The following is a 25,490-nucleotide window of genomic DNA, read 5'->3' on the forward strand; positions in this document are numbered from 1 at the left end:
TGTGAACTGGGGCAACGCATGGCGATCGCTGCAGGCAAGAAGAGGAGGAGGTGGGGGGGGCTGCGCCTGATCACGCTCGCGCTCCTGCTTGCCCTTCCCGGTACTGCATTTTCGCTTACCCCGGCAGGGACCGTCATCAGGCACGATTTCAACGCACGTTTCGCCACCCCAGGTCTTCGGGAGGTCCGCTCCAACGAGACCCGGGTGAGCGTGAAGGACCTTTCCGACCCGGAGCTGGTTCCCCCGCGTACCGCCACCACCAACGCCACTGTCCCAGTCGATTTTCGTCACACCCTCACCAACCGGGGGAACTTCCCCGACAGTTTCAGGCTGAAAGCTGCGGCAGGCGACGCGGCGCTGCCGGAGAACGGGCAGGCGCCGCTGCTCCGCTTTTACGCCGCTGACGCCGTGACCCCGCTTCCCGCCGACGCCGGCGGCTTTCAGGTAATAGGCCCCCTTGAACCCGGCGCTTCCGTCGAGCTGGTATTGAGGGCCACGCCGCCGGCGGGAAGCGAGGGGCGGGTGGCGTTGATCGCTGTCAGCGCCACCTCCGTGCTGGTGCCGGCGCGAAGCGCGAGCCTGACCAACCAGCTACAGGTGCCGGCGGGGGGCGTTTCCTTCCTCAAGGCCGTCTCACCGGTGGGGAGCGTACTTCCCGGGACCGTTCTCACCTACAGCATCTCGCTTGGGAACAGCGGAGGAGCGCCCGTGGCCGGTGTGCGGGTGGTCGATCCTTTGGACGCCCTTCTCGAATACCAGCCGGGGAGTGCGGCGCTTCCTGCCGGAGTTCCCGGAACCGTCAGTTTCGACGCCGCAACCCGGACGCTCGTCTTCGACATACCGTGGCTCCCCGCGGGTTTCAGCGGGGAGATCACCTTTCAGGCCCGTGTCCGGGACGACGCCCCGGGAAACGCCTCCATCGTCAACACCGCCGGGGTCTCCACTGCTGGGAATGCGGCGCCCTTCCTCAGCAACAGCACCCTCAACACCGTGCTGGTCAGATTGCTCCAGGTAACGAAGACTGCGGGAAGCAGCTCAGCCGAGGCTGGCGACATAGTGTCGTACGCGGTGCGCGTGCAGAACATCGGCGACGGCGTCTTGGACCATGTCACGGTAGCCGACCGTATTCCCCGCGGCTTCCGCTATCTGAAGGGGTCGAGCCATGTGGACGGGTTCGTTGTGGCGGACCCGGTGGGAGGGGGGCAGCAGTTGAGTTGGGACCTGGGTAGTTTCGAGCCCGGAGCCTTCAAGGTGCTCAACTACCGGTTGGTCGTTTCCGCCGAGGCCCCCGTCGGGACCGCCGTCAACTGGGCCCAGGCCACCGGGGCCCCAGCCAGCGGCGGCAGCGTCGTCTCCCCTCCCGCCAGCGCCTCCGTCAAGGTGAGGGGCTCCGTACTGGGGAGCAAGGCCATTATCATGGGGAGGGTTTTCCATGACGGCAACGGGAACGGTGTGCCGGATCGAGAGGAGCGGGGCGAGGCCGGGGTGCGGGTGTACCTGGAAGACGGTTCCTTCGTCTTCACCGACGTGGAAGGGCAGTACAGTTTCACCGGGGTTTCCGCGGGCGACCACGTCTTAAAGCTCGACCGATCCACCCTCGACCCGGGTTTGGTGTCCGTGCCGTACAACACCGCCTTTGCCGGGGTGGGGTGGTCGCAGTTCATCACCGTCCCCTTCGGCGGCCCGGCGCGCGGCGACTTCGCGCTCGCGACGAACCCGGAAGCGCCGACACCGCAACCATCAGCTCCATCAAGTCCACCAAGTCCACAAGGTCCACCAAGTCCGACGCAGTCGGCGCCTCCGGCCGCCGAACCGGCCGCCGGAGCCCGGCTCCGTCTAACCCCTCATCGTGTTGAGCTTCCGGCGGACGCCAAAACCACCGTCCCCTTCAAGGTCGAGCTCCTGGACTCCGCCGGCAGGCGGGTCCCCGGCTCGACAACAGTCACCCTCTTCCTCGCCAAAGGTACCCTGCTGGAGCCGGACCTGGACCCGGCCCTCCCGGGCCACCAGATCCGCGTCACCGACGGCCTCGGCGTCTTCCAGGTCCGCTCCGGCCGTGCCACGGGGGACGACCTCCTCATCGCCAGAGCGGACAACGGCAGCGCCGCCCAGGCGGACCTCTTCTTCAGCCCGGACCGCCGCGACTGGATCCTGGTCGGCTTGGGCTCCCTCACCCTGGGGGGGAAGGCGGTAAGCGGCAACCTGGAAAAGATCGACAAGGACGACCGCTTCGACGAGGGTATCTTCCACGAGGAACGGCTCGCCTTCTTCACCCGCGGAAAGATCCTCGGCAAGTACCTCCTGACCGCCGCCTACGATTCGGACAAGGAACGCCGCGACGGCGTGTTCCAGGCCATTGACCCGGAGAAGTACTACCCGGTCTACGGCGACGCCACCGACATAGGGTACGAGGCGGAGTCGCGCGGCAAGATCTACCTCAAGCTGGAAAGCGGCCGCTCCTACCTCATGGCCGGCGACTACCGCACCGACCTCTCCGAAAACGAATTATCCCGCTACGACCGGGCGCTCAACGGCGCCAAATTCGAGGTCAACACCAAGTCGGTTACCGTCAAAGGGTTCGAAAGCCGCACCGAGGAGACGGTGACGCGCGACGACATCCCCGGCAACGGCACCTCCGGCCACTATTTCCTCTCCAGGCGGGACGTTTTCGAGAACAGCGAGCGGGTGCGCATCGAGGTGCGCGACCGCTACCACACCGAACGGGTCATCGCCGTCACCGAGAAGGTCCGCTACGCCGACTATTCCATCGACTACCAGGCCGGGACCATCCTTTTCAAGGAGCCGGTCCCCTCCCTGGACCAGTTCCTGAACCCGGTCACCATCGTGGTCAACTACCAGGCCTCAGGCCCCGGGGAGGAGCGCTACGTCTACGGCGGACGCGCCGAAGTCAGAAGCGAAAACGGCTCGCATTTGGGCGGCACCGCGGTGGTGGAGGAGCAGGCGCGGCAGGACAACACCCTCTTCGGCCTGGACGCCGCTTTGCGCCTGGGGGAGCGCCTGACCCTGAAGGGGGAGGGGGCAGTCAGCGAGAACCTGGAACGCGGCAGGGGGAGTGCCTGGAAGACGGAGCTCGCCGCGCGCCCCATCGACCCCCTCCTTCTGAACCTTTACTACCGGAAGGTGGAGTCCGACTTCTTCAACACCTCGATGACCGGGACGGAGCTTGGGACCGAGAAGTACAGCGGCCGGGCCGACTACCGTGTCGGCGCCGACACCCTCGTCTTCGCCGAGAGCTTCCTGCACCGCTTTGAATTGGGGGACCGGAAACTCTTCGCGAACCACGCGGGGATGGTGAAGAAATTCTCCCTGCTGCAGTTGGAGGGGGGCGTCAAGGTGGTGCGGGAGGAGCGGGACGGACGGACCGAGGAATCGGACTTGGTCTATGCCGGCGTCTTCGCGCCCCTCACCAAAAAGCTCGATGCGACCCTCAGGCGCGAGCAGCTTCTATCCGCCTCCGGCGTCGCCGACTACCAGACAAAGACCTTCGCCAAGCTCGACTACCGGCTCACTGAGCGCACCAAGGCCTTCCTCGCCGAGGAGTACCAAGAGGGCTCCCCCCTCATCCGCCAGGCCACCCTGTTCGGCCTGGAGAGCAGGCTCTCGGACCGGATGCGGCTCACCACCGGCTACCAGATGTCCTCTGGCGCCTCCGGTTACTCCCAGCAGAGCAACGTCGACCTCAACACGCGGCTCATGGAGCGGGAAGGGTTCAGCCTCGATTCCAGAACCGGCTACCAGATCGAGCACGCCCTGTCGCAGCAAAGGGGGCAGGCTATCGTCGGGTTGAGCAGCCGTTACCGTGCCGCCGAGGGGCTCTACCTGAACTCTTCCCTGGAGCGGGTGCAGACGGTGCAGGGAAATATCGGCACCCGCACCGCCTTTACCTTGGGGGGCGAGTACCTCCGGGCCAAAAACCTGAAGCTCTCCGGCCGCTACGAGGTGAGGACCGGCCCGGGGGAGACCGCCTCTCTCTACGGCGCGAACGCCGCCTACAAGATGAGCCCCTCGCTCACCCTCTTGGGGAAGCTCTCGCTCTGGGACCGGGACGCCGACGCCGGCGACGACGTCATCTTCGACGGCTACCTGGGGAGCGCCTTCCGCCCGCTGGCGGGGCAGCCGCTGCAGCTTCTCACCCTGGCGCGCTACAAGGTGGAAGACAGGAGAAGCCTCCCCGGCTCCTTCGAAAGCCGCAGCGTCATCCTCTCGGCCGAGCCCACCTACAGGATCGTGAGCCGCTGGAGCGCCCAGGGGAAATACGCCGGGAAGCTCAGCTGGGCCGACGGGGTGGGGGGGATGATGCAGAGCTACACCGACCTGGTCCTGGCCGGGCTCTCCTACGACCTGGCGGAGCGCTGGGAGATCGCGGCCTACCTGAAGCTCATGAACCAGTACGACGCCCGCATGCACTCGCTGGGTGCGGTGGGAAGCGCCGGCTACCGCGTCTATAGAAACGTGGTCCTTTCCGCCGGCTACAACTTCGCCAGGCTCGACGACCGGGACTTGACCGGCGAGACCTTCCAGGGGCAGGGCCCCTTTGTCGGCATCAAGGTCAAGTTCGATGAGGACATGTTCGAGTCGCAGCAGGCGAAGGTGATCCCCATCCCGGTTCCGCCCCCAGCCCCGGTCGCCAAGGTTCCCCCCCCCGCGGCCCCCGTGCCGGCGCTCCTGGTAAGGGCGGAGCGGCTGGACGAGCCTCTGCTTCTCTCCGGGAGCGCGGAACTATTCACCCTCCTGGTCAACGGCGAACGGGCGAAGCTTCCTTCCACCGAGGTGACGCTGACCCGGGAACACCTGGGTTCCCTGGAGCTCAAGGGGGGAAGGTTCCTTGCGCCGCTGGTCTTCCTGGTGAGCGTGGAGCAGCCGGAACAAGTCGGTTCCTGGACGCTCAAGGTGATGAACCGCGAGGGGGAGGCGCTGCGCACGCTTGAGGGGACCGGGGCGCCGGCAAAGCGCATCCCCTGGCTTGGCGACACGGACCGCCGGAAGGTGGAACAGGGCGAGATCTATCAGTACCAACTGCAGGTCACCTACCTGGACGGCTCGATCTTCAGCACCGGCCGCGAACTCTTCGGCGTGAACCGTCGCGAGGCGGTACTCCTCACCCTGTCCGGCGGCGCTTTCGTCTTCGACCGCTCCGAGCTGACCCTGGAGGCCAAACGGCTGCTCAAGGGGGCGGCGCGGGTCCTGCGGGCGCGCCCGCAGGAAAAGGTGATCGTGGAGGGGCATACCGACGGCATCGGGAGCGTGGAGTACAACATGGCGCTCTCCCAGAGACGGTGCGACGCCGCCGCCGACTACCTGGTACGAGAGGAAGGGATAGCCAGCTCGCGGCTGTTGCGGCGCTGGTACGGAAAATCCCGCCCCGTGGCCGACAACGTCACCACCCCCGGCAGGAGGCTAAACCGCCGCGTCGAGCTGAAGGGGGATTTCAAAGAGCTGCATCCGGTCTCTCCCGATGACCGGTACCGAACGAAACCCTTCGTGGTGATCAACGGCCGCAGCATCCCGGTGGATCCCCTGGGTCGCTTCGACACCACCTTCCCGGGCAACACCCTCGATCTCGACCTGGAGATGGGGGACTCGCAGGGGCGTTTCCTCGCCACTTCGCTCCCGCTTCCCGACCTGGCCGTGACCGGGCCGCCGGCCGAGACGCTGGTCGGCTACGGCACCGAAGCCTCCGGCGTCAGGGTCGATGCCGACGGCAAGGGGCACTGCATGCTTTCGGGAACGGTCGAGGGGACCTCCATGGAACTCGCGGGGAGGAAGGTGCCGCTCGACGAGGCAGGGCGCTTCACCCTCGATCTCCCGCTTGCCGAGGGGGACCAGGTCCTGGGCGTGGTGCTCAGAAACGGCTCCGGCTGCTCCAAACTCATGAACCTGCGGCTTCGCTCAGAGCGCCAAACCATGCCTGCCGCCCGGGGTGAGCGGTGAGCGCCCGGGACCGCTTCAGTAAACTCGGGGGGATTGCCTTGGAGACGGTGGGGTCGCTGCTACTGGTCCTCGCGCTCTACTGGCTCTTCATGGTCTTTCTCTACGCCCTTTTCCCCTCCGGCACGCCGCTTAAGGAGATGCTGGCGAACCGCGCGGAAGAGCTTCCGGTAAAGGACGGCGCGGGGCGGCGGCCGGAGGCGGCCTTAAAATCCCTTGTGCGCGACGTCCGTTTCAGGCGCGGCAACTCCGTCGCCTGGGAGGGAGCCCGGGAAGGGATGCTTCTCTACAATAACGACGCCGTGCAGACCTTCGACCGCTCCGGCGCCACCTTGTCCTTTGCCCCCAGCGACCGCCTCACCGTTGGGAGCAACTCACTGGTGCTGGTCACCCGCCTGAACGAAAAGGTGGAGGGGGAGCCTAGGGCCTACCGGGTCCAGGTGGAAGGGGAGCTGCGGGGGAGCCTTTCCAACGAGAAGCGACTGCGGCTGGAGATCGCCACGGCGGGGCATCTGGCCCGCGTCGCTTCGGGTGCCGCGCGTTTCCGCGTCACCCCCAACGGCAACGCGTCGAGCCTCGCCGTCTACGCCGGAGAAGTCAGGGTCCAGGGGAGGGACGGGATGGTCCGGGTGCCGGCCTACCACGGCATCACCCTGAGAAAGGGGGTCGCGGCGGGGCCGGCGGTGCCGCTTCCCGAGGCGCCGTCGCTTGAAAGCGACAAGCTCCTCTACAGGTTCCGCCTGCTTCCGCCCAAGGTGCGCTTCTCCTGGAGCGGCAAGGCGGGCGAATACCACTTCCAACTGGCAAGAGACCCCCGCTTCAAGAGCCTGGTGCTGGATAAGAAGCTCGCTGCGCCGGAACTCGTCACCGGGACCCTGGATGCCGGGAGCTACTTCTGGCGGGTGAGCGGGGTCATGGAGGCCAGGGAAGGGTTCTTCAGCCGCACCGGGCGCTGCGACCTGCTGCAGCTTTTGAAACCGCCCGAACTGAAGGTGGATTTCCCGCCCGAAAGCGCCGCTGCCGGAAACTTCACCTTGACCGGTAACGTCGAGCCCGGCGCAAGGGTGTTTGTGAACGGCGTCGAGGTATCCGGCGCCGGCGACAGGGCTTTTGCCCACGATCTCAAGCTGAAAAGCGGCGTCAACCTGATCAGGGTGGAGGCCGTCGACCAGGCAGGAAACGCCAGTTACGCCTCCCGGGTCATCTACGGGACCGGCGCCGGACAGCAAGGCAGATAGAGGAGGACCGGATGCATACCAGATTAAAATTTCCGCTCAGGTTCAAGATGCTCCTCTCCCAGTTGCTGGTGGTGTCGGTGGTGCTGAGCCTGATCACCTTCACCATGGCGAACCTGTTCCAGGTCGACAAGACCGCCTACATCCACGACCTCACCTCGACGGTGGTGCTGCATACGGCGGAGGAGGCGAACGCGCTCCTGGCGGGATACCGGGAGCGGTTGAAGCTCTTCGGCCGCGTCTTGGCCGAACCGGAGCTTTCGGGGCGGGACCAGGTGCTGCAGGGCTTTTTCGAGGAGTTCCGCGACTTCGTGCTGGTTACCCGCAGCGGCCCGGGCGGCGAACAGACCGTGTACGACGGCGCTGCGCTGCAGGCGGCCGGGGTGACCAAAGAGGAGATAGTGGCGAACCTGCACGCCCATCCGGCGCCGGAATCCATTCCGGCAGGGCAGGTGTACCTGGTGAATTCCACGCTCTCGCGCAAGCTTCCCACGCTCACCCTCACCATCTCCGAGCCTGCGGCGGGGGGGACGCCGGTGGTAACGACGGCGGTGCTGCGCCTGGACCGGTTGCAGGAGCTGGCCAAGCGCTCGCGGGTCTTCGACATCTTCCTGTTGGACTCGGCCGGGCGCTACCTGGCGCACAAGGCGCCGGACCGGGTTGGGGTTGCAGCCAATCTCGAATGGTGGAACCGGGTGAAGGCCCCGCGCAGCTCCGGGATGACCATGGAGTACAAAAACCTCGGCAAGGAGATGGTGGGAGGATTCTCGCGCTGCTCGCTCGGGGGGCTGGTGGTCGGGGTGGAGATACCCAAGAGCGCCGCCTACCTCACCTCGCGCGAACTGCTGAGCGACCTTTTGCTACTGTCGCTGGCGCTTCTGGGGGGGGCGGCCCTTTTGAGCCAGTTCTGGTCGCGGAATTTCACGAGCCCACTGGAGAAGCTCTCCGAGGCGACCCGGATGGTGGGGCAGGGGCGCTTCGAGATCGAGGTGAAGGCGGAATCAGGGGACGAGATCGGCGCGCTGGCCCGGTCCTTCAACCAGATGGCCGCCGAATTGAAAGTGCGCGAGAAGGCCCTCAAGGACCTCTACGGGCAATTGGTTCACTCGGAGAAGATGGCGGCCTTCGGTTCGCTTGGCGCAGGGATTGCCCACGAGGTGAAGAACCCGCTGGCGGGGATCCTCGGCATCACCCAGCTCTCGCTCAGGGGGGCGGGGGCCGGGCACCCGCTGGAGAAGAACCTTTTGATCATCGAGAAAGAGACCAAGCGTTGCAAGACCATCATCGAGCACCTGCTCAAGTTTGCGCGCCAGGAGCAGGTCGAGTTCAGCGAGGTCGACCTGCAGCAGGTGGTGGCGGATGCTCTCGCCATCGTCGACCACCAGTTGGGGATCAACAGCATTAAGGTGGAGCAGGAACTGGAGCCGGGGATGCCTACCTGCCGCGGCAACGCGAACCAGTTGCAGCAGGTGCTCATGAACCTGATGCTCAACGCGCAGCAGGCGATGAGCGGGAAGACCGGGACGGTGAAGCTTTCCGCGCGCAGGCTGGAAAAGGGGGGGGTGGAATTGCGGGTGGCGGACGACGGCCCCGGGATCCGCAAGGAGATCCAGGGGAAGATCTTCGATCCCTTCTTCACCACCAAGCCGGCAGGACAGGGGACGGGGCTTGGCCTCTCGGTCACCTACGGCATCGTGAAGGATCATGGCGGCGAGATTCACCTGGAGAGCGAGGAGGGGGTGGGGACTACCTTCATCATCACCCTGCCACCCTCCGCGGCAGCCAATGGCTAAAGGAGGACGCGCATGGACTTACTGGTTGTTGACGACGAGGAAACCCTGAGAAGCGTGGTGTCGCAGGTTCTTTCCGCCGACGGCTTCACGGTGGCGGAGGCGGCCAGTGGCGAGGAGGCGCTGGAGGCTTTCAGGCGCGTGAGCCATCCCCTCGTGATCACGGACATAAGGATGGGGGGGATGAGCGGGATCGAGCTTCTTGCCGAGATCAAGGAGCACAATCCCGACACCCAGGTGGTGATCATGACCAGCCACGCCTCGCTCGACAGCGCGCTCACCGCGCTCAGAGCCGGCGCCTACGACTACCTGGTGAAGCCGTTCGAGAGCCTGGACCTGATCTCCGCGGTGGCGGGGCGGGCGGCGGAGAAGGCTCGCCTGGTGACTCAGAACCGGGAGCTCTTGGAGCAATTGACCCGCGCCAACGCCGAGCTAAAGGAGGCGAACCTGGCACTCAAGGAGCTGGCGGTGCACGACGGGCTCACCGCGCTTTACAACCATCGCTACTTCGAGGAGGCCTTTGCCCTGGAGGTGGCCAGGTCCAAGCGCTACGGGAAGCAGTGCAGCCTCATCTTCATGGATGTCGACAACTTCAAGAGGTACAACGACACCAACGGGCATCCGCAGGGGGACGCGCTTTTGAAGACCCTGGCGCAGCTCATGACGACGCACCTGCGGATTTGCGACACGGCTGCGCGCTACGGCGGCGAGGAGTTCGTGCTGCTGCTCCCGGAGACGCCCAAGGAGGCGGCGCTGGGCGTGGCGGAGGAACTAAGGCGCAGGGTCGCGGAGCACCCGTTCCCCGGTGGGGAGACCCAGCCCTTGGGGAAGGTGACCATCAGCATCGGCGTAGCAGCCTATCCCAGGGACGGGATGGACGCGCCGGAGCTTTTGGACTTCGCCGACCAGCTCCTCTACAAGGCGAAGAACAGCGGGAAGAACATGGTGGTATGGAACTGAGAAACCCGAGAATTAGCCACGGAGAAAATCGGAGAGAGTCAAAAAACAAAACCGCTCACAAGGAGAACTGCTGAGGACTTCTGAGAAAAGACCAAACCCTGAGAGAGTCAAAAAACTTTTTTTGGGAAAAGCAGAACCAACCGCTAAGGTTTTAACCGTAAGGTCTTGGTTTTCTCAGATTTTTCTCCGTTGCAAACGTTTTAGGTTTTTAGCTTCTCCGGTTTTTCTCGCCTGATCAAATCGTACTCCCCTGCGCCGGTGAGCTCTTTCATGACTACACGCTGGTTTGGGTGCGCTATCTGGAGCGGGACGCCGTCCTCGTCTTCCATCGACTGCAACACGAACCGGGTGAAGCTGGTCCCCTGGCCGATGAGCTCCAGGGCGTCTCCCAACTGCAGCCGGTTCCTCACCGCAACGAGGGTCCCTCCCCCCTGCGCCTCCCCCTCGACCAGCGCCACAAACTCGAAGTTCCTCACGTAACGCGAGAGGTACTCGTGGTCCACGTCGCGAGGCTTGCCCAACAAAAACCCGGTGGTGTACCCGCGGTGGCTGATCTTGCTCAGCTCCTCCAGCCACGCCGGGTTCAGCCGGTACTCTTGCGGGTCCTCCCAATAGCTGTCCAGCGCCTCGCGGTAGATGCGGATCACGCTGGCCGCGTAGTAGATCCCCTTCATCCTCCCTTCTATCTTCAGGGAGTGGACGCCGCTCTCCACCAACTCGGGAAGGTGCTCGATCAGGCAAAGATCCTTCGAGTTGAAGATGAAGCTCCCGCTTTCGTCCTCATGGATGGGGAAATACTCCCCGGGACGGCTCTCCTCTACGATGGCGTAGTTCCAGCGGCAGGGCTGGGTGCACTCCCCCTTGTTGGCGTCCCTGCCGGTCATGGCCAGGGAGAGGAGGCAGCGCCCGGAATACGAGATGCACATGGCGCCGTGGACGAAGACTTCGAGCTCGATTCCGTTGCACATCCCCGCCGTCTCTGCGATCTGCTCCAGCGACATCTCGCGGGCGAGATTCACCCGCTTCACCCCCTGGGCCTGCCAGAAGCGGGCGGAGCGCCAGTTGGTGGTGTTGGCCTGAGTGGAAAGGTGGATGTCGCGGCCGGGGCAGCGCTCGGCTATCAGCGCCACGACGCCGGGGTCGGCGGCGATGAGGGCGTCGAAGGGGATCTCGCGGATCTCGTCCAGGTAGCGTTCCAGCTCGATCAAATCGCCGTTGTCGGCAAAGGCGTTGACTGTCAGGTACACCTTGACGCCGTGCCGGTGCGCGTAGTCGACTGCGTGCGAGAGTTCGGGGAGGCTGAAGTTGCCGGCCAGGTTTCTAAGGCCAAACGATTTCCCCCCCAGGTACACCGCGTCGGCGCCATAGCGGATGGCGACCTTCAGTTTTTCCATGTTCCCCGCAGGCGCCAAAAGCTCGGGCTTCACCCGTCCCTGGTGCTGCTTCTGCCCCACGCCGGCAAGCGCCGCCGCCGTTTCCCCTGCTGTTTTCTCCCGATTCTTTCCCGTCAAGCTCAGCTCCTTTGCTCCTGCGCTCGTGTGGCGCCGGTTTCGCCGCCCCGCGGCAACGGCACACCGTAGCACATACCGGACCGATAATGAACCTCCGAATAGGCGCTTTCCCCTTGACATTGATGGGCAAAAGGCTTTAATTATGTTAAATTTTTTTGGGGCATTAAGATGAAGTAGCCTATGGTTCTAATCTGTGAGCCCCCGCTGCATGCGGTTTTGCGAGCCGCCCCCTTCCGGTTTTTCCTCATGGGAGGCTCAAAAAACTAATGAACGGTATTTCCGCAGTTGTAACTGGTAGCCATGAAGCTTTGTACTTCGGAGGAGGGCGGCCCTACGGGACCCCTTAAGGAGCGTATGAAAAGAATCTTCTCTCTGGCACTGCTCTTTCTATGCCTGGCCGGCACCGCGCAGCTTGCGGCAGCGGAACAGGAACAACCCACCATTTACACCATCGTTCCCGGGGACACCCTTTGGGGACTCTCGCAGCGCTTCCTGAAAGACCCCTACTATTGGCCCAACCTCTGGGCCAACAATCAGGCCATCGGCAACCCCCATTTCATCTATCCCGGGCAGCGGCTGCGCATCTACAGCGACCGGATCGAGATCGAACCGGCGCCGGGTGCATCGAAGCAGGCGCCCGCGGCTGAGGCGGCGCGCGAAGAGGCCCCGCAGGCAGCGGTCTTCAATACCACGGGGAGCGAAGGGTTCCTGCTGGAGAACGGGGCAAACCCGGCGGGGTTGATCATCTCGCTGCATCAGAACCGGGAGATGGCGGGAACCGACGACATCGTCTACACCGACATCGGCCTCGACCAGGGCGCCAGCGCCGGCGACCGCTTCTCAATCTTCAAGAAAATAGGGGCGGTGAGCCATCCTCTCACCAACGTCATCCTCGGCCAGCAGGTCATGCCGCTTGGCGAGCTGCAACTCTCCGAGGTGGAGGAAAAGGCTTCCAAGGCGATCATCACCAAGTCTTACCAGGAGATAAGCGCCGGTTCCTTCCTGCTTCCTTACCGTGACCGGAAGGTGACGGTGCCGCTTAAGTCCTCGGACCGCGACCTTGTCGGCTACATCGTCCAGACCCAGACCGGGAACACTGCCATAGCTGTGAACGACGTGGTCTTCCTGGACCTTGGGAAGGCGCAGGGCGCTCAACCCGGCAACATGCTCTACATCGTGCGAGACGTCACGCCGGACCAGCGTTACGCCAACACCCGCATCGAAAAACTTCCGGTCGAGGTGGTCGGCGCCCTCGTAGTGGTCTCCACCGGTCTCAACAGTTCCACAGCCGTCATCGTCAAGAGCGTCGACACCGTGTACCGTGGCGACAGGGTGGAGATGCGAAAAAACAGGTAGCTGGCCAAAGGGGGTAACCCCATGGATCACTACTACTGGTTCGCGCTCAAGTCGGCGCCGCTGGTGGGAAACGTCACCTTCCTGCGGCTTTTGTCCCGCTTCGGGACGCCGGAGCGCGCGCTCAAGGCTTCCCTCCAGGAGCTCTCGGAAGTCAGGGGAGTGAGCCCGCAGGCCGCGGCCTCCATCGCCGGACACGACTATGCTTACCAGGCGTCGAGCGAATGCGAGAAGGTGCGGGCCTTGGGCGTCGACGTCATCGATATCCTGTCCGATCGCTACCCTCGCCTTTTGATGGAGATCCCGGACCCGCCCCCGTATTTTTATCTCAAGGGGACGCTTTCCGGCAGCGAAACCGCAGTCGCCATGGTGGGTTCCAGGCGGGCTTCGCAGTACGGCCTCTGCACCGCGACGAGACTTGCGCGCGACCTGGCGCTGCAGGGAGTCACCGTCGTTTCAGGGATGGCGCGCGGCATAGACACGGCGGCGCACTGGGGAGCGCTCAAGGCAGGCGGCCGCAGCGTCGCCGTACTTGGTTGCGGCATCGACCTCGTCTACCCGCCGGAGAACGGGGCGCTCTACCAGGCTCTCGCCGAGAGCGGGGCACTCATCAGCGAGTTCCCCATGGGAACCCCGCCCCTGGCTGAGAACTTCCCCCGCCGCAACCGGATCATCAGCGCGCTGTCGCGCGGCGTGCTGGTAGTGGAGGCGGGGGAGGCGAGCGGTTCGCTGATCACGGCGCATTGCGCGCTGGAGCAGGGGCGCGAGGTCTTCGCCGTTCCCGGCAACGTCTCGGTGAGCGGCAGCAGGGGCGTTAACGGCCTGATCAAGGAAGGGGCCAAGCTCGTGGAGCGCGTGGAGGATATCCTGGAGGAGCTCGGCCTGGAGCCGCAGGCGAACCTTCCCCTCCCGAAGCCCTCAAGCTTCGAGCTCAACCCGCAGGAGGCTGAGCTTTACGCCCTCATTTGCCAGGGGGCGCTGCAGATCGACGACATCATCGTGCAGAGCGCGTTGACAGCAAGCGAGGTTTCCGCTACTTTACTTCGCTTGGAAATGAAGGGAGCCATAGTCCAACTCCCGGGCAAGCGCTTCGCAGTTGCGTGAGGCGTTGCCCCCAAAGGCGTAAAATCCATACTAGGTGGACACATGTCTCAGAATCTCGTCATCGTTGAGTCTCCCGCCAAGGCGAAGACCATAGAAAAATTCCTCGGTCACGACTACAAGGTCCTGGCCTCGTTCGGTCACGTGCGCGCCCTCCCCAGCAAGCAGGGGTCGGTGGACACGGAGCACGACTTCGAGCCGAAGTACGCCGTCCTCCCCGAGAGCAAAAAGCACATCGACGCCATCAAGAAGGAGATGAAGGGGATCTCCTCGCTCCTGCTGGCGACAGACCCCGACCGCGAAGGGGAGGCGATCTCCTGGCACCTTTTGGCCGCGCTCGGCCTGGACGGGAAGAAGAAGCTCCCGTTCGAGATCAAGCGGGTGGTCTTCCACGAGATCACCAAGGACGCCATCGTGCATGCGGTGGAGAACCCCCGCGACATCGCCCTGGACCTGGTCGACGCCCAGCAGGCACGCTCCATCCTCGATTACCTGGTCGGCTTCACCCTCTCCCCGTTTCTTTGGAAGAAGATCCGCTACGGCCTTTCCGCGGGGCGCGTGCAGTCCGTCGCCCTGAGGCTCATCTGCGAGCGCGAGAAGGAGATCCAGGCCTTCAAGGAGCAGGAATACTGGACCATCGCCGCGAAGCTTGAGACCGCCAAGAAGCAGGGGCTCACTGCGACGCTGGTGGAGGCCGAAGGGAAGAAGCTCGGCAAGTTCGACATCCCGGACCAGGAAACCGCCTTCCGGCACTTCGCCAAGCTCGGGGGGAAGGAATTCCCGCCGCAGGAAGGGGACGAGAAGGGAACGCCGCTGGTGGTCGATAAACCCGCGCACCCCGAGTACCGGGTCGACAAGGTCACCAAGAGCGAGAGAAAGCGCCAGCCTTCTCCCCCTTTCACCACCTCCACCTTGCAGCAGGAGGCGGCGCGCAAATTGGGCTTCTCCGCCAAGAAGACCATGTCCACGGCGCAAAAACTCTACGAGGGTATCGACGTCGGCGAAGGGGCCGTCGGCCTCATCACCTACATGCGTACCGACTCCGTCGCCCTTTCCAACGTGGCGCTGGAAGAGGCGAAGTCGGTGATCACCTCGCTCTACGGCAAGGAATACGCGCTGGAGAAGCCGCGCTTCTTCAAGAACAAGTCCAAAAACGCCCAGGAAGCGCACGAGGCGGTCCGCCCGACCTACATCGCCAAGACCCCGGTCGAGCTGAAGAAGTTCCTGAGCTCCGACCAGTTCAAGCTCTACGACCTGATCTGGAAGAGGACCGTAGCCTGCCAGATGGCCGAGGCGCTCCTGGACCAGACCTCGGTGGATATCGGCGCGGGCGCAGGGTTCCGCTTCCGGGTCGCCGGCACCGTGATCCGCTTCGCCGGCTTCATGAAGCTCTACATCGAGGGGGTCGACGACGAGGCGGAGGACAAGGAGAAGGAAGGCCTGCTCCCGCCGCTGGCCGAAGGGGACATCCTCAAGCTACAGCAGCTCCTCCCCGAGCGGCACTTCACCCAGCCCCCGCCGCGCTACACCGAGGCGAGCCTGGTGAAGACCCTGGAGGAATACGGCATCGGGCGCCCGTCCACCTACGCCTCCATCATGAACACCCTTACCGAGAGGAAGTACGCGCGCCTCGACAAGAAGCGCTTCTTCCCCGAGGACGTGGGGATGGTGGTCTCCGACCTTTTGACCAACCACTTCACCCAGTACGTCGACTACAACTTCACCGCGAACCTGGAGGAAGAGCTCGACATGGTCTCGCGCGGCGAGAAGCAGTGGCGCCCGCTGCTGCACGAGTTCTGGGGTCCCTTCATCAACCTTTTGAAGTTGAAGGAAGGGGAGGTGAACAAGTCCGACCTCACCACCGAGGCGACCGACGAGGTCTGCCCCGAGTGCGGCAAGCCCCTGGTGGTTAAGCTCGGCAAGTTCGGCAAGTTCTACGCCTGCACCGGCTATCCCGAATGCCGTTACATCCGTCCCCTGGACAAGGAGACGGGCGAGGTGGTCGAGCCCGTGGTTTCCGAGGAAGTCTGCGACAAGTGCGGCAGCCACATGCTGATCAAGGACGGGCGTTTCGGCAAGTACCTGGCCTGCTCCGCCTACCCCAACTGCAAGAACATCCAGCCGCTGGTGAAGCCCAAGGGGACCGGGATCACCTGCGCCGAATGCGGCAAGGGGGAGCTGATCGAGAAGAAGTCCCGTTTCGGCAAGCTCTTCTACTCCTGCAACCGCTATCCCGAGTGCAAGTTCGCCCTGTGGGATCTCCCGGTGCAGCAGCCCTGCCCGAAGTGCGGCTTCCCGCTCCTGATCAAGAAGGTCTACAAGCGCGAGGGCGAGTTCCTCAAGTGCCCGAAGGAAGGGTGCGACTACAAGAGCAACCAGTCTTAGAGCGGGCTGGGCAGGTTTATAGGTGCTACCATGATGCGGGGTCTTAGGACCCCGCTTTCATTTACAGGCCGCAAAGGCGACAACAGCGCGAAGAGGGGCCGATAGTGCTTTTCTTTGCGGTGGTTTCCCCTTTGCGTCTTTGCGGCTTTGCGTGAGCAGTTTTTTCAGGAGAAACGATGACGCAGGAAATAACGGTAATAGGCGGAGGTCTCGCCGGTTGCGAGGCCGCCTGGCAGGCGGCCAAGCGCGGCGTGAAGGTGCGCCTTTTCGAGATGAAGCCAAACTGCTACAGCGAGGCGCACCACCTTCCAGGGCTGAGCGAGCTGGTCTGCTCCAACTCGCTGCGCGGGGACTCCCTGGAGAACGCGGTAGGTCTTCTGAAGGAAGAGCTGCGCCGCTTGCAGTCGCTCTTCATGGAGGGGGCCGAGGCGACCAAGGTCCCCGCAGGGGGGGCGCTCGCCGTCGACCGCGACCTCTTCTCGCAGTACATCACCTCCCGCATCGAGGGTCACCCGCTCATCGAGGTGGTCCGGGAAGAGGTGACGCGCATCCCGGAAGAGGGGATCGTGGTGCTCGCCTCCGGCCCCTTGACCTCCGGCCTCCTGGCCGAAGAGATTGGGCGCCTCGCGGGGAGCTACCTCTATTTTTACGACGCCATCGCCCCCATCGTCGCGGCCGATTCCATCGACTACGACAAGGCCTTCCGCGCCTCGCGCTACGGCAAAGGCGACGGCGACGACTATCTCAACTGCCCCATGGACGAGGAGCAGTACCAGGCCTTCGTGCGCGAGATCGTCGCTGCCGAGAAAGTGGAGCCGAAGAGCTTCGAGAAGGTGGTCCATTTCGAGGGGTGCATGCCTATCGAGGAGATGGCGAGCCGTGGGCCGGAGACGCTCCGCTTCGGTCCGATGAAGCCTGTGGGGCTCGTCGATCCCAGGGTGGGGGTGGAGCCGCACGCGGTGATCCAGCTGCGCCAGGAAAACCGCGAGGCGACCATGTACAACCTGGTCGGCTTCCAGACGAAGCTCACCTGGCCCGAGCAAAAGCGGATCTTCCGGATGATCCCGGGGCTAGAGAACGCTCAGTTCTTGAGGCTCGGCTCCATGCACAGGAACACCTTCATCAATGCGCCGGAACTGCTTATGGCAACTTGCCAGCTGAAGAGCGACCAAAGGATCTTCTTCGCCGGCCAGATCACCGGAGTAGAGGGGTACGTGGAGTCCGCCTCCAGCGGCTTCGTGGCCGGCGTCAACGCGGCAAGGCTCGCCCAGGGGGAGGGACTGGTAGTCCCCCCGGCGGAAACCGCTATCGGCGCGCTGGCGCGGCACATCACCAACACCGAGGCCGCGCACTTCCAGCCCATGAACGTCAACTACGGCCTTTTCCCCTCCCTTCCCGGGCGGGTCAAGAAGAAAGAAAAACGCGGGCTTTTGGCGCAGCGGGGCCTGGAAGCGTTGGAAAAGTGGCTCCCGGAGTTGTCCTGATCGTTCACCTCGGCAAGCCCTTTCGGGCGGGAGGTAGGCATGCAAGGAGACAAGGAGAAGACACAGCAGGAGATCAGCGTCATTGGGCGCCTTATCTCACTTGAGGCGTTCGCCTTTGTCATGGCCCTAGCCTCCCTCGTCTACGGGGCGTGGGAGGGTAGCTACTGGAATATCGCCTTGGGGATGGTCATCCTGGTGGCTACCTCGCTCTTCGTCCTGATGTGCCGCAAATGCAGCGGCAGGGACAAGGCGAAATAAGGAGAAAAGAATGAAGAACAGCAGCATCGTACTCGCCTCGGCGTCGCCCAGGCGGAGCGAGCTTTTGGAGTCGGCGGGGATCCAGTTCCGGGTGGTCCCGGCGGACATAAACGAGGAGCCCTTCCCCGGGGAGGAGCCGGTCGATCACGTGCAAAGGCTCGCTGAAGGAAAGGCCCGCGCCGCGGCGGAACTTGCCGAAGGGAGGTTCTTCCTCGGCGCCGACACCATCGTTCTTTGCGACGGCGAGATCATGGGGAAACCCAAGGACGCCGCCGATGCTAAGCGCATGCTGAAAAAGCTCTCCGGCGTGCCGCACGAGGTGGTCACCGGTTTCGCCATCTACGACCGGGAGCGCAAGGGGGCGGTGGTAGAGGCCATCAGGACCAAGGTGTTTTTCAAAAAGCTGCGCGACGAGGAGATCCTGGACTACATTGCCACCGGCTGCCCCTTCGACAAGGCCGGCGCCTACGCCATCCAGGGGGGCGCCGCGCACATGGTGCAGAAGATAGAGGGCTCTTACACCAACGTGGTCGGCCTGCCGCTTTGCGAGGTGGTGGACGCGCTGAGGGTGATAGGGGCCCTGGGGAACTAGGGAGGGTGCATGTCGGTAGCTGAGAACCTGGGGAAAATCAGGGAGCGAATCAGGCAGGCGGCGCTCAGGGCCGGGAGGGAACCGGATGCGGTCCGGCTGGTCGCGGTCTCCAAGACCAAGCCTGCCGCGGCGATCGAGGAAGCTTTCGCCTGCGGGCAGCAGATCTTCGGCGAGAACTACGTGCAGGAGCTGGTGGGGAAAAAGGGCGAGCTGCCGCCGGAGATCTCCTGGCACTTCATCGGCAACCTGCAGAGCAACAAGGTGCGCCAGATAGCGGGGATGGTCGACCTGATCCACTCGGTGGACCGCCTGTCGCTCGCCGCCGAAATCGACCGCCAGTGGGGGGCCTTGGGAAAGGTCTGCGAGGTGCTGATCCAGGTCAACATCTCCCAAGAGGAGACCAAGGGGGGGACCAGCAGCGATGAGCTGTTCCAACTGGTGCGCGACGTGGCCAAGCTCCCCAGCCTGCGCGTCGTGGGGCTCATGACCATGCCCCCATTCTTCGACGACCCCGAGGGAGCGCGCCCCTATTTCCGGGAACTAAGAGAGCTGGCCCGGAAGCTGGAGGCTGCCGCCATACCTGGCGTCTCGATGCTTGAACTGTCGATGGGAATGTCGGGCGATTTCGAGGCCGCCATAGAAGAGGGGGCGACTCTGGTGCGCGTAGGCTCGGCGCTGTTCGGGGAGAGGGAATACCGCTAGGGGACTGGCTCCGCCAGGTGCCCTCCCCCTGCCCACAGGGGACTGGCTCCGCCAGGTGCCTGTCCCCCTTGCCCCTCTGCCCAAAAAAGGAGGTTCTGTTTTGCAGCAGGAAAAGAAGGTTTCCAAACTCAGGCGCCCCTTCGTCATCGGGGGCGCGGCCATAGGCGTCATCCTCTGCGGATGGTACCTCTTCAACAACTTCGGCAGGGTGACGACGGTTCCCGATCCCATCTGGACCCGTTTCGTCAATCTCGCCGTCATCATGTTCCTTTGCATCTACCTGGCGAACCTGTTGAGGGTTGCGGTGGAGCTCTTCCTCAGGCGGCGCTAGGCCTAAGTGCTACCACTAGTTCTCTTCGCGTACCTCTACCCGGATCGGTACCGTCTGCAGGAAGGTCGCTATCTTTTGGGCCACCAGCGATTCCAAAACGGCGAACGTCATCGAGATGACCGCATACGCCCCCAGCGCGACTGCCATCGAGGCGGGGACCTCCAGGTCGTGCTGGGACGTCTTCACCATCCAGATCATGGCCACAGCGGCTGCGCCGCAACTGAAGTGACGCTTGACCCAATCGTTTTGCTCGGCCAGCAACGCATGCAGTTCCTCGATCTCTCCCTCAAGGCAGCGCTCCTCAGCCATGAGCCATGACAGGTAAATCCTTGGCGCCATAACAGCAGTCATGGTCAAGGTGACGGTAGCCATCATCGCGGTGAACATGTTCATGCATTACCCCCTGGTTTCGTGTTTACGCTGCCTTGTCCTTATGTAGCAGGAAGGGAGCCGAAACCCTTGTGGCACCGCATTTTTTCTCATTAATGATCTGGCCTCTCCTGTAATCATTAAAGATTATCTTCGGAACATCCCGTCCGCTTCGCATCTCCCTCCGCTTGAACTTCATACAGGCTGTGCGTCTTTTGAACACCTGCTGTGCGATCTTTACGCCAAAAGACGAAATCGTTGCACCCCTTCGTTACCCGCCCCAATCGCTCCCTTGATAAAAATTAAGTTGTCACTGGCACACTCTTCATGCTAACGCTGGCCAGTTAAGATCAAACTCCAGGAGCATTCATGATCCATCTGTCCAACATCACCAAGCAGCACGGCTCGCAGGTACTCTTCCGCGAGGCGAGCTTCCAGATACTCCCAGGCACCCGGACCGGCCTTGTCGGCCCCAACGGCGCAGGGAAGACCACGCTCTTTCGCATCATCACCGGCGAAGAGGAGGTGGACGCCGGCGAGATGACGCTGGCCAAGAAGACCACCATCGGCTACTTCTCGCAGGACATAGGCGACATGCGCGGGAGATCCGCGCTGCAGGAGGTGATGGCGGTTTCTGCCGAGACGGTGCGCCTTGCCGCCGAACTGAAGCAGATGGAAGAGCAGATGGGGCTCCCCATGTCCGACGACGACATGGCGTCGCTTTTGGAGCGCTACGGCTCCGCGATGGAGGAGTTCGAGCACCGGGGAGGGTACGATCTCGATTCGCGCGCCCAGGAGGTGCTGACCGGCCTGGGTATCGGGCCGGACCGCTTCCATAACCCGGTGGAATCGTTTTCCGGCGGCTGGCGCATGCGCGTGGCGCTTGCCGGCATCCTGACGCTACAGCCCGACGTATTGCTTCTGGACGAGCCGACCAACCACCTGGACGTCGAATCGATCATCTGGCTTGAAGAGTGGCTTGCCAATGAATTCACCGGGGCGTTGCTGATGACCAGCCACGACCGCGATTTCATGAATCGCGTGGTGACCCGCGTCATCGAGGTGGCCAACAAGACGGTAACCACCTACGGCGGCAACTACGACTTCTATGAAAAGGAGCGCGACATCCGCCGCGAGCAGCTGATCGCGAGCCACAAGCGCCAGCAGGAGATGCTCGCTAAGGAGGAGGAATTCATAGCCCGTTTCGCCGCCCGCGCCTCCCACGCGGCCCAGGTGCAGTCCCGGGTGAAGAAGATCGAGAAGATCGAGCGCATCGAGATTCCGCCCGAGGAGCGGGTGGTCCGCTTCGAGTTCGCAGCCCCCCCCAGAAGCGGCGACGACGTGGTGGCTATGGATGGGCTGGGAAAGAGCTGGGAACAGCCGGACGGGAGCCTGCAGCCGATCTTCTCCGGCGTCACCGGGATCATCAAAAGGCTCAGCAAGATCGCGGTGGTCGGCGTGAACGGCGCGGGGAAATCCACCTTCCTTAAGGTGCTCGCCGGCGAGACCGATCCGAGCCAGGGGAGCGTGGCGCTCGGGGCGAACGTGGAGCTTGGCTACTTCAGCCAGCACGCCATGGAGATCCTCGATCCCAAGAAGACCATCTTCGAAACGGTGCAGGACGTGATACCGCTTGCGACCATCGGGGTGATCCGCAACCTGCTAGGCTCCTTCCTGTTCCAGGGGGACGACGTGGACAAGAGGATCGAGAACCTCTCCGGCGGCGAGAAGAGCCGAGTGGTGTTGGCCACGCTCCTGGCCCGGCCGGTCAACTTCCTGGTCCTGGACGAGCCGACCAACCACCTCGACATCCGGTCGCGCGAGATACTGCTGAACGCCCTGGACAACTTCGCCGGGACCGTCATCCTGGTGAGCCACGACCGCCACTTCCTGCGCCTTTTGGTGGACCGCGTCATCGAGGTGGACCACGGCGAGATGAGGCTCTACGAGGGGGATTACGACTACTACCTCTCCAAAACCCATCATGCCTGAACTTTAGAGAGCCAAGATTAAGCTCGGGTCAGATTCTTGTTTGCCTGGGCCGCCGCTCCATGCTATAAAGCGCATGCAGTTTTACAATGCCCATTGAAAAAGGAGAGCACCATGTCCAACAACAAGAAAAACGAAATGACCTTTAAATACATTTTTCAATACGACTACAACCCCGTCTACGTGAACGGCGCACACGGCGGCATCTCCCCGCGCGGCGAACTGGTGATGAACTTCTACCTGGAGCGCCAGCCGCTCCCGAACGCCATCACCCACGAGATCACCCAGGCCGGCACCATCGGCCCCGAGACCGAGGTCGAGCCGTCGGATCTTACGCGGAGCCTGGTGCGCCAGGTCATCAACGGCGTGGTAGTGAACTACAACACCGCGCGCGAGCTGCACTACTGGCTGGGCGAGAAGCTGAAGGAGATGGAAGCGCTGGAGCAGGCGAGGGCTGCGGCGATTGCGGCAGCGCAGCAGGCGGCAGGGACCGGCCAGGTTCACTAAAAAAGGGACGGCATAAAAGGGGGACAGGCTACTTTTTTCCCGAAAAAAGTAGCCTGTCCCCTTTAGAGCGAGGGGCGGGCTCTCCTTCAGGGGGGTCGGCCCTTTTTCAGTTTTCATACAGCCAACGGCGTCAAACAGGGATTTAGCGGATAACGCGGATAACGGCAGATTAAGCCAGAGCAGGTGGTTTTGTTTGATCCGAAGTTATCGTTTTTGGTCCGCGTCTTCCGCGTGCGATGCCTATTAGCGTTTTTGAGTTTTTGAGAGGATAAGATGTCGAAAGCATGCACGGTTGGGCCGGAATCGGTACGGATGATTGAGCTCGGGCACCCCTGGATCATCGCCGACAGCTATACCAAAAAGTGGCCGGCTGGCGAGACCGGCGACCTGGTGGAACTGGTGGACCCTTCGGGGCGCTTCCTGGCCCAGGCGCTCTTGGATCCCAAGGACCGGATCGTCGCGCGGGTGCTGTCGCGGGAACGGATGCGCCTGGACCGGGGGTGGGTGAAGGAGCGGCTGCAACGGGCCATCTCCCTGCGAAGAGACCATGCCGGGCTCGTCGACACCGACGCCTATCGTCTGGTCAACGGCGAGGGGGACCTCCTTCCCGGGATCACGGTAGATCGCTACGGCGATTACCTGATGGTGCAGATCTACTGCTCCGGTTGGCGCAGGCACCTGAAGCTGGTAACCCAGGCGCTAGAGGAGTTGCTGGAGCCGGCCGGCATCTACGAGAAGAGCCGTCCCCAGAACACCCGGGAGCTGGAATCGGGCGGGGAGGGGAAAAAATACGGGCAGCTTCTCTCGGGCAAACCCGCTCCGGAACCGCTCGTGGTGCTGGAGAACGGGCTCAGCTTCCAGGTAAGCCTGGAGCGCGGCCTTAACACCGGCTTGTTCCTCGACCAGCGCAAGAACCGGCGCGACCTGATGGCGCGGGTGCAGGGGAAGCGCTTTTTGAACCTCTTCAGCTATACCGGCGCCTTCTCCGTCGCCGCGGCTGCGGCAGGTGCAAGCCTTGTCACCAGCGTCGACGCTTCGCCCGGCTACATGGAACAGGCCCGCTCCAACTTCAGTGTCAACCGGCTGAACCCCAAGCGGCACGAGTTCCTGGTCGGGGACTGCCTGACCGTGCTCGACGATCTGGCGCGGCAAAAGAAATGCTACGACGTGGTTCTCATGGACCCGCCGTCTTTTTCCACCACGTCCAAGAGCCGCTTCACCACGCGCGGCGGGACCGCGGACCTGGTCGCCGCCGCCATGAGATTGTTGAAAGGGGGAGGGTTGCTGATCGCTTCCTCGAACCATCAGAAGGTGGATCTCGCCGATTACCTGAAGGAATTGCGCCGCGGCGCGCTTCAGGCGGGGGGGACGTTGCAGGTGGTGTTGCTATCGGGTCAGCCGGAGGACTTCCCGTACCCGGTCACTTTCCCGGAGGGGCGCTATCTCAAGTACGCGATCTGCGTAAAGGGGTAGAGCCGCGGGAAGTGCGCCGTATCAGCTCACCCCGCAGCCGTGCAGGTGCTTGCAGTAGCGCTTGTCGGTCAGTTCGATATGGTTCAATACCCAACTGGACAAAAACGTCAAAAGTTCCAGCGAGAGCCCCGGCTTCCGCGCATCGAGCTTTTCCTTGAAGGCGAAGGCTTTGGCGATGAACCTCTGGTGCTCCAGTTCGTGCAGGGCCATTTCGGGGTACTTATGCTTCCTGAAGAGCTCTTCCTCGACCGCGAAATGAACCTGGGCATAGTTGAACAGGTTGGTGAGGATGTCCTCGACCATCTCCTCGCCGGCTTTCTCCCTTATAGCGGCATCGAGTTCGCCCATCATCTGGATCAGCCTGCAGTGCTGCTCGTCGATCTTGGCGATTCCCACGCTCATGCTTTCTGACCATTCGACCATTTCCATTGATCTCTCCCTTTGTTGCGCATGCGTCTGTCTACTGTGGCGACCGGCAGCACTGCGTGTTATGTTAGACGGCAGTTTCACAGTCCCTACCGGAGCGTGTGATGTCAAAGCCCGAAGAAGACGAGCTGCAGATCGCCTGCCAGCAGATCCTGCTCCCTGACGCGTCGGTGTTCTCGGTGCAGTGGGTGGACCTGCCTCTCTGGGCCGGTTCCCGTGTCTGCGCGAAGCTGTTGCTGGAGCAGTACTTCAAGTCGATAAGGCGCTGCACCCTCGGGCTGGTCCGTCCCGCCGTAAATATCGACGGGGTCCATTTCCGGGTCATGTCGACGCGCTTTGCGCTTCTTTCCTTCGAGCCCGCAAGGTACGAGGCTGACGGGGAGCAGGAAGCGGTCCATCTCTATATCAACGGCGGCTTCCTGGTGCAGGCGGGGGAGTGCGGCAGGGGGATGTTTTCCCTCTTGGCGCAAACCCGTCCCGACGGGCTCCGCGTCACTGTCGAGCTTTCCGACTACTGCCCGCTCCTTCTCGGGAGCAATACTCCCTCCAAGTTGCGCAAACTCTTCTACGGCCTCACCCAGTCCTACTTCCACAAAGTGGTGACGGTGAAATATCTCTCCCACCTCTACCGTTTCCTTACCGGCGCCAAACAGCGGGCCCGCGTGAAAAAGGTCCAGGTGCGTCAGGGCACGGACATCTGACCTACTTTCTTTTCGGTGATCGACTCTGCTACTTGAGGAATTTAACAGTGGCGGGGGCTAATGTGGGGAAGGGGACAGGCTACTTTTTGATAAAAAAGTTGCCTGTCCCCCTTTTTTTTCGTTGGCGTCGCCTATTTCTTTTCGGAAGGGTTGAGTGATTCGTACAGGGCGATCTGCTCGGCGCTGGAGAGCTTTTTACCGCACCCCTTCTTCCCCCTGCACATCCTGCAGCGATCGTCCGAGCACCATTGGCAGAAGGTGCAGTCGGCGCAGGGGTGCTTCTTACTGTTGTCCTGGTTTTCTGCCATCTTCCAGATCTCCCGGCTGACCTGCCGCCGTTGTCCGAGAAAAAAATGGGAGCGGCTTACCCACCG

20 protein-coding genes are annotated in these 25,490 nt (G+C 63.0%); 16 read left to right on the top strand and 4 right to left on the bottom strand.

The window, feature by feature from the left end:
• Window positions 1–18: 18 nt before the first annotated feature.
• Genes K419_RS0121055 through K419_RS0121070 form a run of 4 tightly spaced genes read left to right on the top strand, consistent with a single transcriptional unit; the run spans window position 19 to window position 9,934 of the window.
• Window positions 19–5,952, top strand: a complete 5,934-nt coding sequence (locus tag K419_RS0121055) for an OmpA family protein (RefSeq protein ID WP_026843266.1) — start codon at window positions 19–21, stop codon at window positions 5,950–5,952.
• The gene (locus tag K419_RS0121060) at window positions 5,949–7,187 is read left to right on the top strand and encodes a hypothetical protein (RefSeq protein WP_026843267.1); all 1,239 of its coding nucleotides are present in this window, start codon (window positions 5,949–5,951) and stop codon (window positions 7,185–7,187) included. The genes K419_RS0121055 and K419_RS0121060 overlap by 4 nt, the downstream gene beginning before the upstream one ends.
• Before the next feature lie 11 nt (window positions 7,188–7,198).
• Entirely contained in the window at window positions 7,199–8,977 is a 1,779-nt protein-coding gene (locus K419_RS0121065; RefSeq protein WP_026843268.1) for a sensor histidine kinase, read from the top strand.
• A gap of 12 nt (window positions 8,978–8,989) precedes the next feature.
• Window positions 8,990–9,934, top strand: coding sequence for a GGDEF domain-containing response regulator (locus K419_RS0121070; RefSeq protein WP_026843269.1), 945 nt, complete (start codon window positions 8,990–8,992; stop codon window positions 9,932–9,934).
• Window positions 9,935–10,134: 200 nt separating this feature from the next.
• On the opposite strand, the gene K419_RS0121075 is transcribed toward K419_RS0121070, so the two are convergent.
• The gene (locus K419_RS0121075) at window positions 10,135–11,328 is read right to left on the bottom strand and encodes a peptidase U32 family protein (protein WP_404813226.1); all 1,194 of its coding nucleotides are present in this window, start codon (window positions 11,326–11,328) and stop codon (window positions 10,135–10,137) included.
• 471 nt (window positions 11,329–11,799) lie between these two features.
• Between K419_RS0121075 and K419_RS0121080 the strand changes: the two genes are divergently transcribed.
• The 8 genes from K419_RS0121080 to K419_RS0121115 all read left to right on the top strand — a co-directional run bounded on the left by K419_RS0121080 (window position 11,800) and on the right by K419_RS0121115 (window position 19,651).
• Window positions 11,800–12,801, top strand: a complete 1,002-nt coding sequence (locus K419_RS0121080; RefSeq protein ID WP_026843271.1) for a LysM peptidoglycan-binding domain-containing protein — start codon at window positions 11,800–11,802, stop codon at window positions 12,799–12,801.
• A 21-nt stretch (window positions 12,802–12,822) separates the two neighbouring features.
• Window positions 12,823–13,902 (top strand): DNA-processing protein DprA, encoded by a 1,080-nt coding sequence (gene dprA / locus K419_RS0121085; RefSeq protein WP_026843272.1) that lies wholly within the window; start codon window positions 12,823–12,825, stop codon window positions 13,900–13,902.
• A 42-nt stretch (window positions 13,903–13,944) separates the two neighbouring features.
• Complete coding sequence (gene topA, locus K419_RS0121090) at window positions 13,945–16,284, top strand: type I DNA topoisomerase (RefSeq protein WP_026843273.1); 2,340 nt, start codon at window positions 13,945–13,947, stop codon at window positions 16,282–16,284.
• Window positions 16,285–16,460: 176 nt separating this feature from the next.
• Window positions 16,461–17,768 (top strand): methylenetetrahydrofolate--tRNA-(uracil(54)-C(5))-methyltransferase (FADH(2)-oxidizing) TrmFO, encoded by a 1,308-nt coding sequence (gene trmFO, locus K419_RS0121095; RefSeq protein WP_026843274.1) that lies wholly within the window; start codon window positions 16,461–16,463, stop codon window positions 17,766–17,768.
• Between the two features lie 39 nt (window positions 17,769–17,807).
• Window positions 17,808–18,026, top strand: a complete 219-nt coding sequence (locus tag K419_RS0121100) for a hypothetical protein (protein ID WP_026843275.1) — start codon at window positions 17,808–17,810, stop codon at window positions 18,024–18,026.
• 10 nt (window positions 18,027–18,036) lie between these two features.
• A complete protein-coding gene (locus K419_RS0121105; RefSeq protein ID WP_026843276.1) occupies window positions 18,037–18,618 on the top strand; it encodes a Maf family nucleotide pyrophosphatase in 582 nt (193 codons plus the stop codon).
• Between the two features lie 9 nt (window positions 18,619–18,627).
• Window positions 18,628–19,320 (top strand): YggS family pyridoxal phosphate-dependent enzyme, encoded by a 693-nt coding sequence (locus K419_RS0121110; protein ID WP_026843277.1) that lies wholly within the window; start codon window positions 18,628–18,630, stop codon window positions 19,318–19,320.
• Window positions 19,321–19,420: 100 nt separating this feature from the next.
• On the top strand, window positions 19,421–19,651 hold the full coding sequence (locus K419_RS0121115; RefSeq protein ID WP_026843278.1) for a hypothetical protein: 231 nt from the start codon (window positions 19,421–19,423) through the stop codon (window positions 19,649–19,651).
• 15 nt (window positions 19,652–19,666) lie between these two features.
• Here K419_RS0121115 and K419_RS0121120 read toward each other — a convergent pair whose 3' ends face one another.
• Entirely contained in the window at window positions 19,667–20,044 is a 378-nt protein-coding gene (locus K419_RS0121120) for a hypothetical protein (protein WP_026843279.1), read from the bottom strand.
• A 345-nt stretch (window positions 20,045–20,389) separates the two neighbouring features.
• Between K419_RS0121120 and K419_RS0121130 the strand changes: the two genes are divergently transcribed.
• The 3 genes from K419_RS0121130 (at window position 20,390) to K419_RS0121140 (ending at window position 23,989) form a co-directional block, all read left to right on the top strand.
• A complete protein-coding gene (locus K419_RS0121130; protein WP_026843280.1) occupies window positions 20,390–22,012 on the top strand; it encodes an ABC-F family ATP-binding cassette domain-containing protein in 1,623 nt (540 codons plus the stop codon).
• Between the two features lie 111 nt (window positions 22,013–22,123).
• Window positions 22,124–22,516 (top strand): hypothetical protein, encoded by a 393-nt coding sequence (locus K419_RS0121135; protein WP_012531133.1) that lies wholly within the window; start codon window positions 22,124–22,126, stop codon window positions 22,514–22,516.
• A 273-nt stretch (window positions 22,517–22,789) separates the two neighbouring features.
• Window positions 22,790–23,989, top strand: coding sequence for a class I SAM-dependent rRNA methyltransferase (locus tag K419_RS0121140; protein ID WP_026843281.1), 1,200 nt, complete (start codon window positions 22,790–22,792; stop codon window positions 23,987–23,989).
• Between the two features lie 21 nt (window positions 23,990–24,010).
• On the opposite strand, the gene K419_RS0121145 is transcribed toward K419_RS0121140, so the two are convergent.
• Window positions 24,011–24,418: a bacteriohemerythrin gene (locus K419_RS0121145; RefSeq protein WP_012531131.1), complete on the bottom strand. Its 408-nt coding sequence runs from the start codon at window positions 24,416–24,418 to the stop codon at window positions 24,011–24,013.
• A gap of 101 nt (window positions 24,419–24,519) precedes the next feature.
• Between K419_RS0121145 and K419_RS0121150 the strand changes: the two genes are divergently transcribed.
• The gene (locus tag K419_RS0121150) at window positions 24,520–25,116 is read left to right on the top strand and encodes a hypothetical protein (protein ID WP_026843282.1); all 597 of its coding nucleotides are present in this window, start codon (window positions 24,520–24,522) and stop codon (window positions 25,114–25,116) included.
• Window positions 25,117–25,247: 131 nt separating this feature from the next.
• On the opposite strand, the gene K419_RS23965 is transcribed toward K419_RS0121150, so the two are convergent.
• Window positions 25,248–25,424 carry a hypothetical protein gene (locus K419_RS23965; protein ID WP_198013138.1) on the bottom strand — a complete coding sequence of 59 codons (177 nt, stop codon included), beginning with the start codon at window positions 25,422–25,424 and terminating at the stop codon, window positions 25,248–25,250.
• Between the last annotated feature and the right edge of the window lie 66 nt (window positions 25,425–25,490).

This window comes from Citrifermentans bremense R1, from assembly GCF_000426865.1.
Taxonomy (GTDB): domain Bacteria; phylum Desulfobacterota; class Desulfuromonadia; order Geobacterales; family Geobacteraceae; genus Geomonas; species Geomonas bremensis.

Excerpts from the sequence above, each read along its gene's own strand:
- K419_RS0121100 (WP_026843275.1), top strand. The coding sequence starts at position 17,808 with ATGCAAGGAGACAAGGAGAAGACACAGCAGGAGATCAGCGTCATTGGG.
- K419_RS0121075 (WP_404813226.1), bottom strand. The coding sequence starts at position 11,328 with ATGGAAAAACTGAAGGTCGCCATCCGCTATGGCGCCGACGCGGTGTAC.
- K419_RS0121135 (WP_012531133.1), top strand. The coding sequence starts at position 22,124 with ATGTCCAACAACAAGAAAAACGAAATGACCTTTAAATACATTTTTCAA.
- K419_RS0121080 (WP_026843271.1), top strand. The coding sequence starts at position 11,800 with ATGAAAAGAATCTTCTCTCTGGCACTGCTCTTTCTATGCCTGGCCGGC.
- K419_RS0121120 (WP_026843279.1), bottom strand. The coding sequence starts at position 20,044 with ATGAACATGTTCACCGCGATGATGGCTACCGTCACCTTGACCATGACT.
- K419_RS0121110 (WP_026843277.1), top strand. The coding sequence starts at position 18,628 with ATGTCGGTAGCTGAGAACCTGGGGAAAATCAGGGAGCGAATCAGGCAG.
- K419_RS23965 (WP_198013138.1), bottom strand. The coding sequence starts at position 25,424 with ATGGCAGAAAACCAGGACAACAGTAAGAAGCACCCCTGCGCCGACTGC.
- K419_RS0121145 (WP_012531131.1), bottom strand. The coding sequence starts at position 24,418 with ATGGAAATGGTCGAATGGTCAGAAAGCATGAGCGTGGGAATCGCCAAG.
- K419_RS0121130 (WP_026843280.1), top strand. The coding sequence starts at position 20,390 with ATGATCCATCTGTCCAACATCACCAAGCAGCACGGCTCGCAGGTACTC.
- K419_RS0121150 (WP_026843282.1), top strand. The coding sequence starts at position 24,520 with ATGTCAAAGCCCGAAGAAGACGAGCTGCAGATCGCCTGCCAGCAGATC.
- K419_RS0121055 (WP_026843266.1), top strand. The coding sequence starts at position 19 with ATGGCGATCGCTGCAGGCAAGAAGAGGAGGAGGTGGGGGGGGCTGCGC.
- K419_RS0121105 (WP_026843276.1), top strand. The coding sequence starts at position 18,037 with ATGAAGAACAGCAGCATCGTACTCGCCTCGGCGTCGCCCAGGCGGAGC.
- topA (WP_026843273.1), top strand. The coding sequence starts at position 13,945 with ATGTCTCAGAATCTCGTCATCGTTGAGTCTCCCGCCAAGGCGAAGACC.
- trmFO (WP_026843274.1), top strand. The coding sequence starts at position 16,461 with ATGACGCAGGAAATAACGGTAATAGGCGGAGGTCTCGCCGGTTGCGAG.
- K419_RS0121065 (WP_026843268.1), top strand. The coding sequence starts at position 7,199 with ATGCATACCAGATTAAAATTTCCGCTCAGGTTCAAGATGCTCCTCTCC.
- dprA (WP_026843272.1), top strand. The coding sequence starts at position 12,823 with ATGGATCACTACTACTGGTTCGCGCTCAAGTCGGCGCCGCTGGTGGGA.
- K419_RS0121070 (WP_026843269.1), top strand. The coding sequence starts at position 8,990 with ATGGACTTACTGGTTGTTGACGACGAGGAAACCCTGAGAAGCGTGGTG.
- K419_RS0121140 (WP_026843281.1), top strand. The coding sequence starts at position 22,790 with ATGTCGAAAGCATGCACGGTTGGGCCGGAATCGGTACGGATGATTGAG.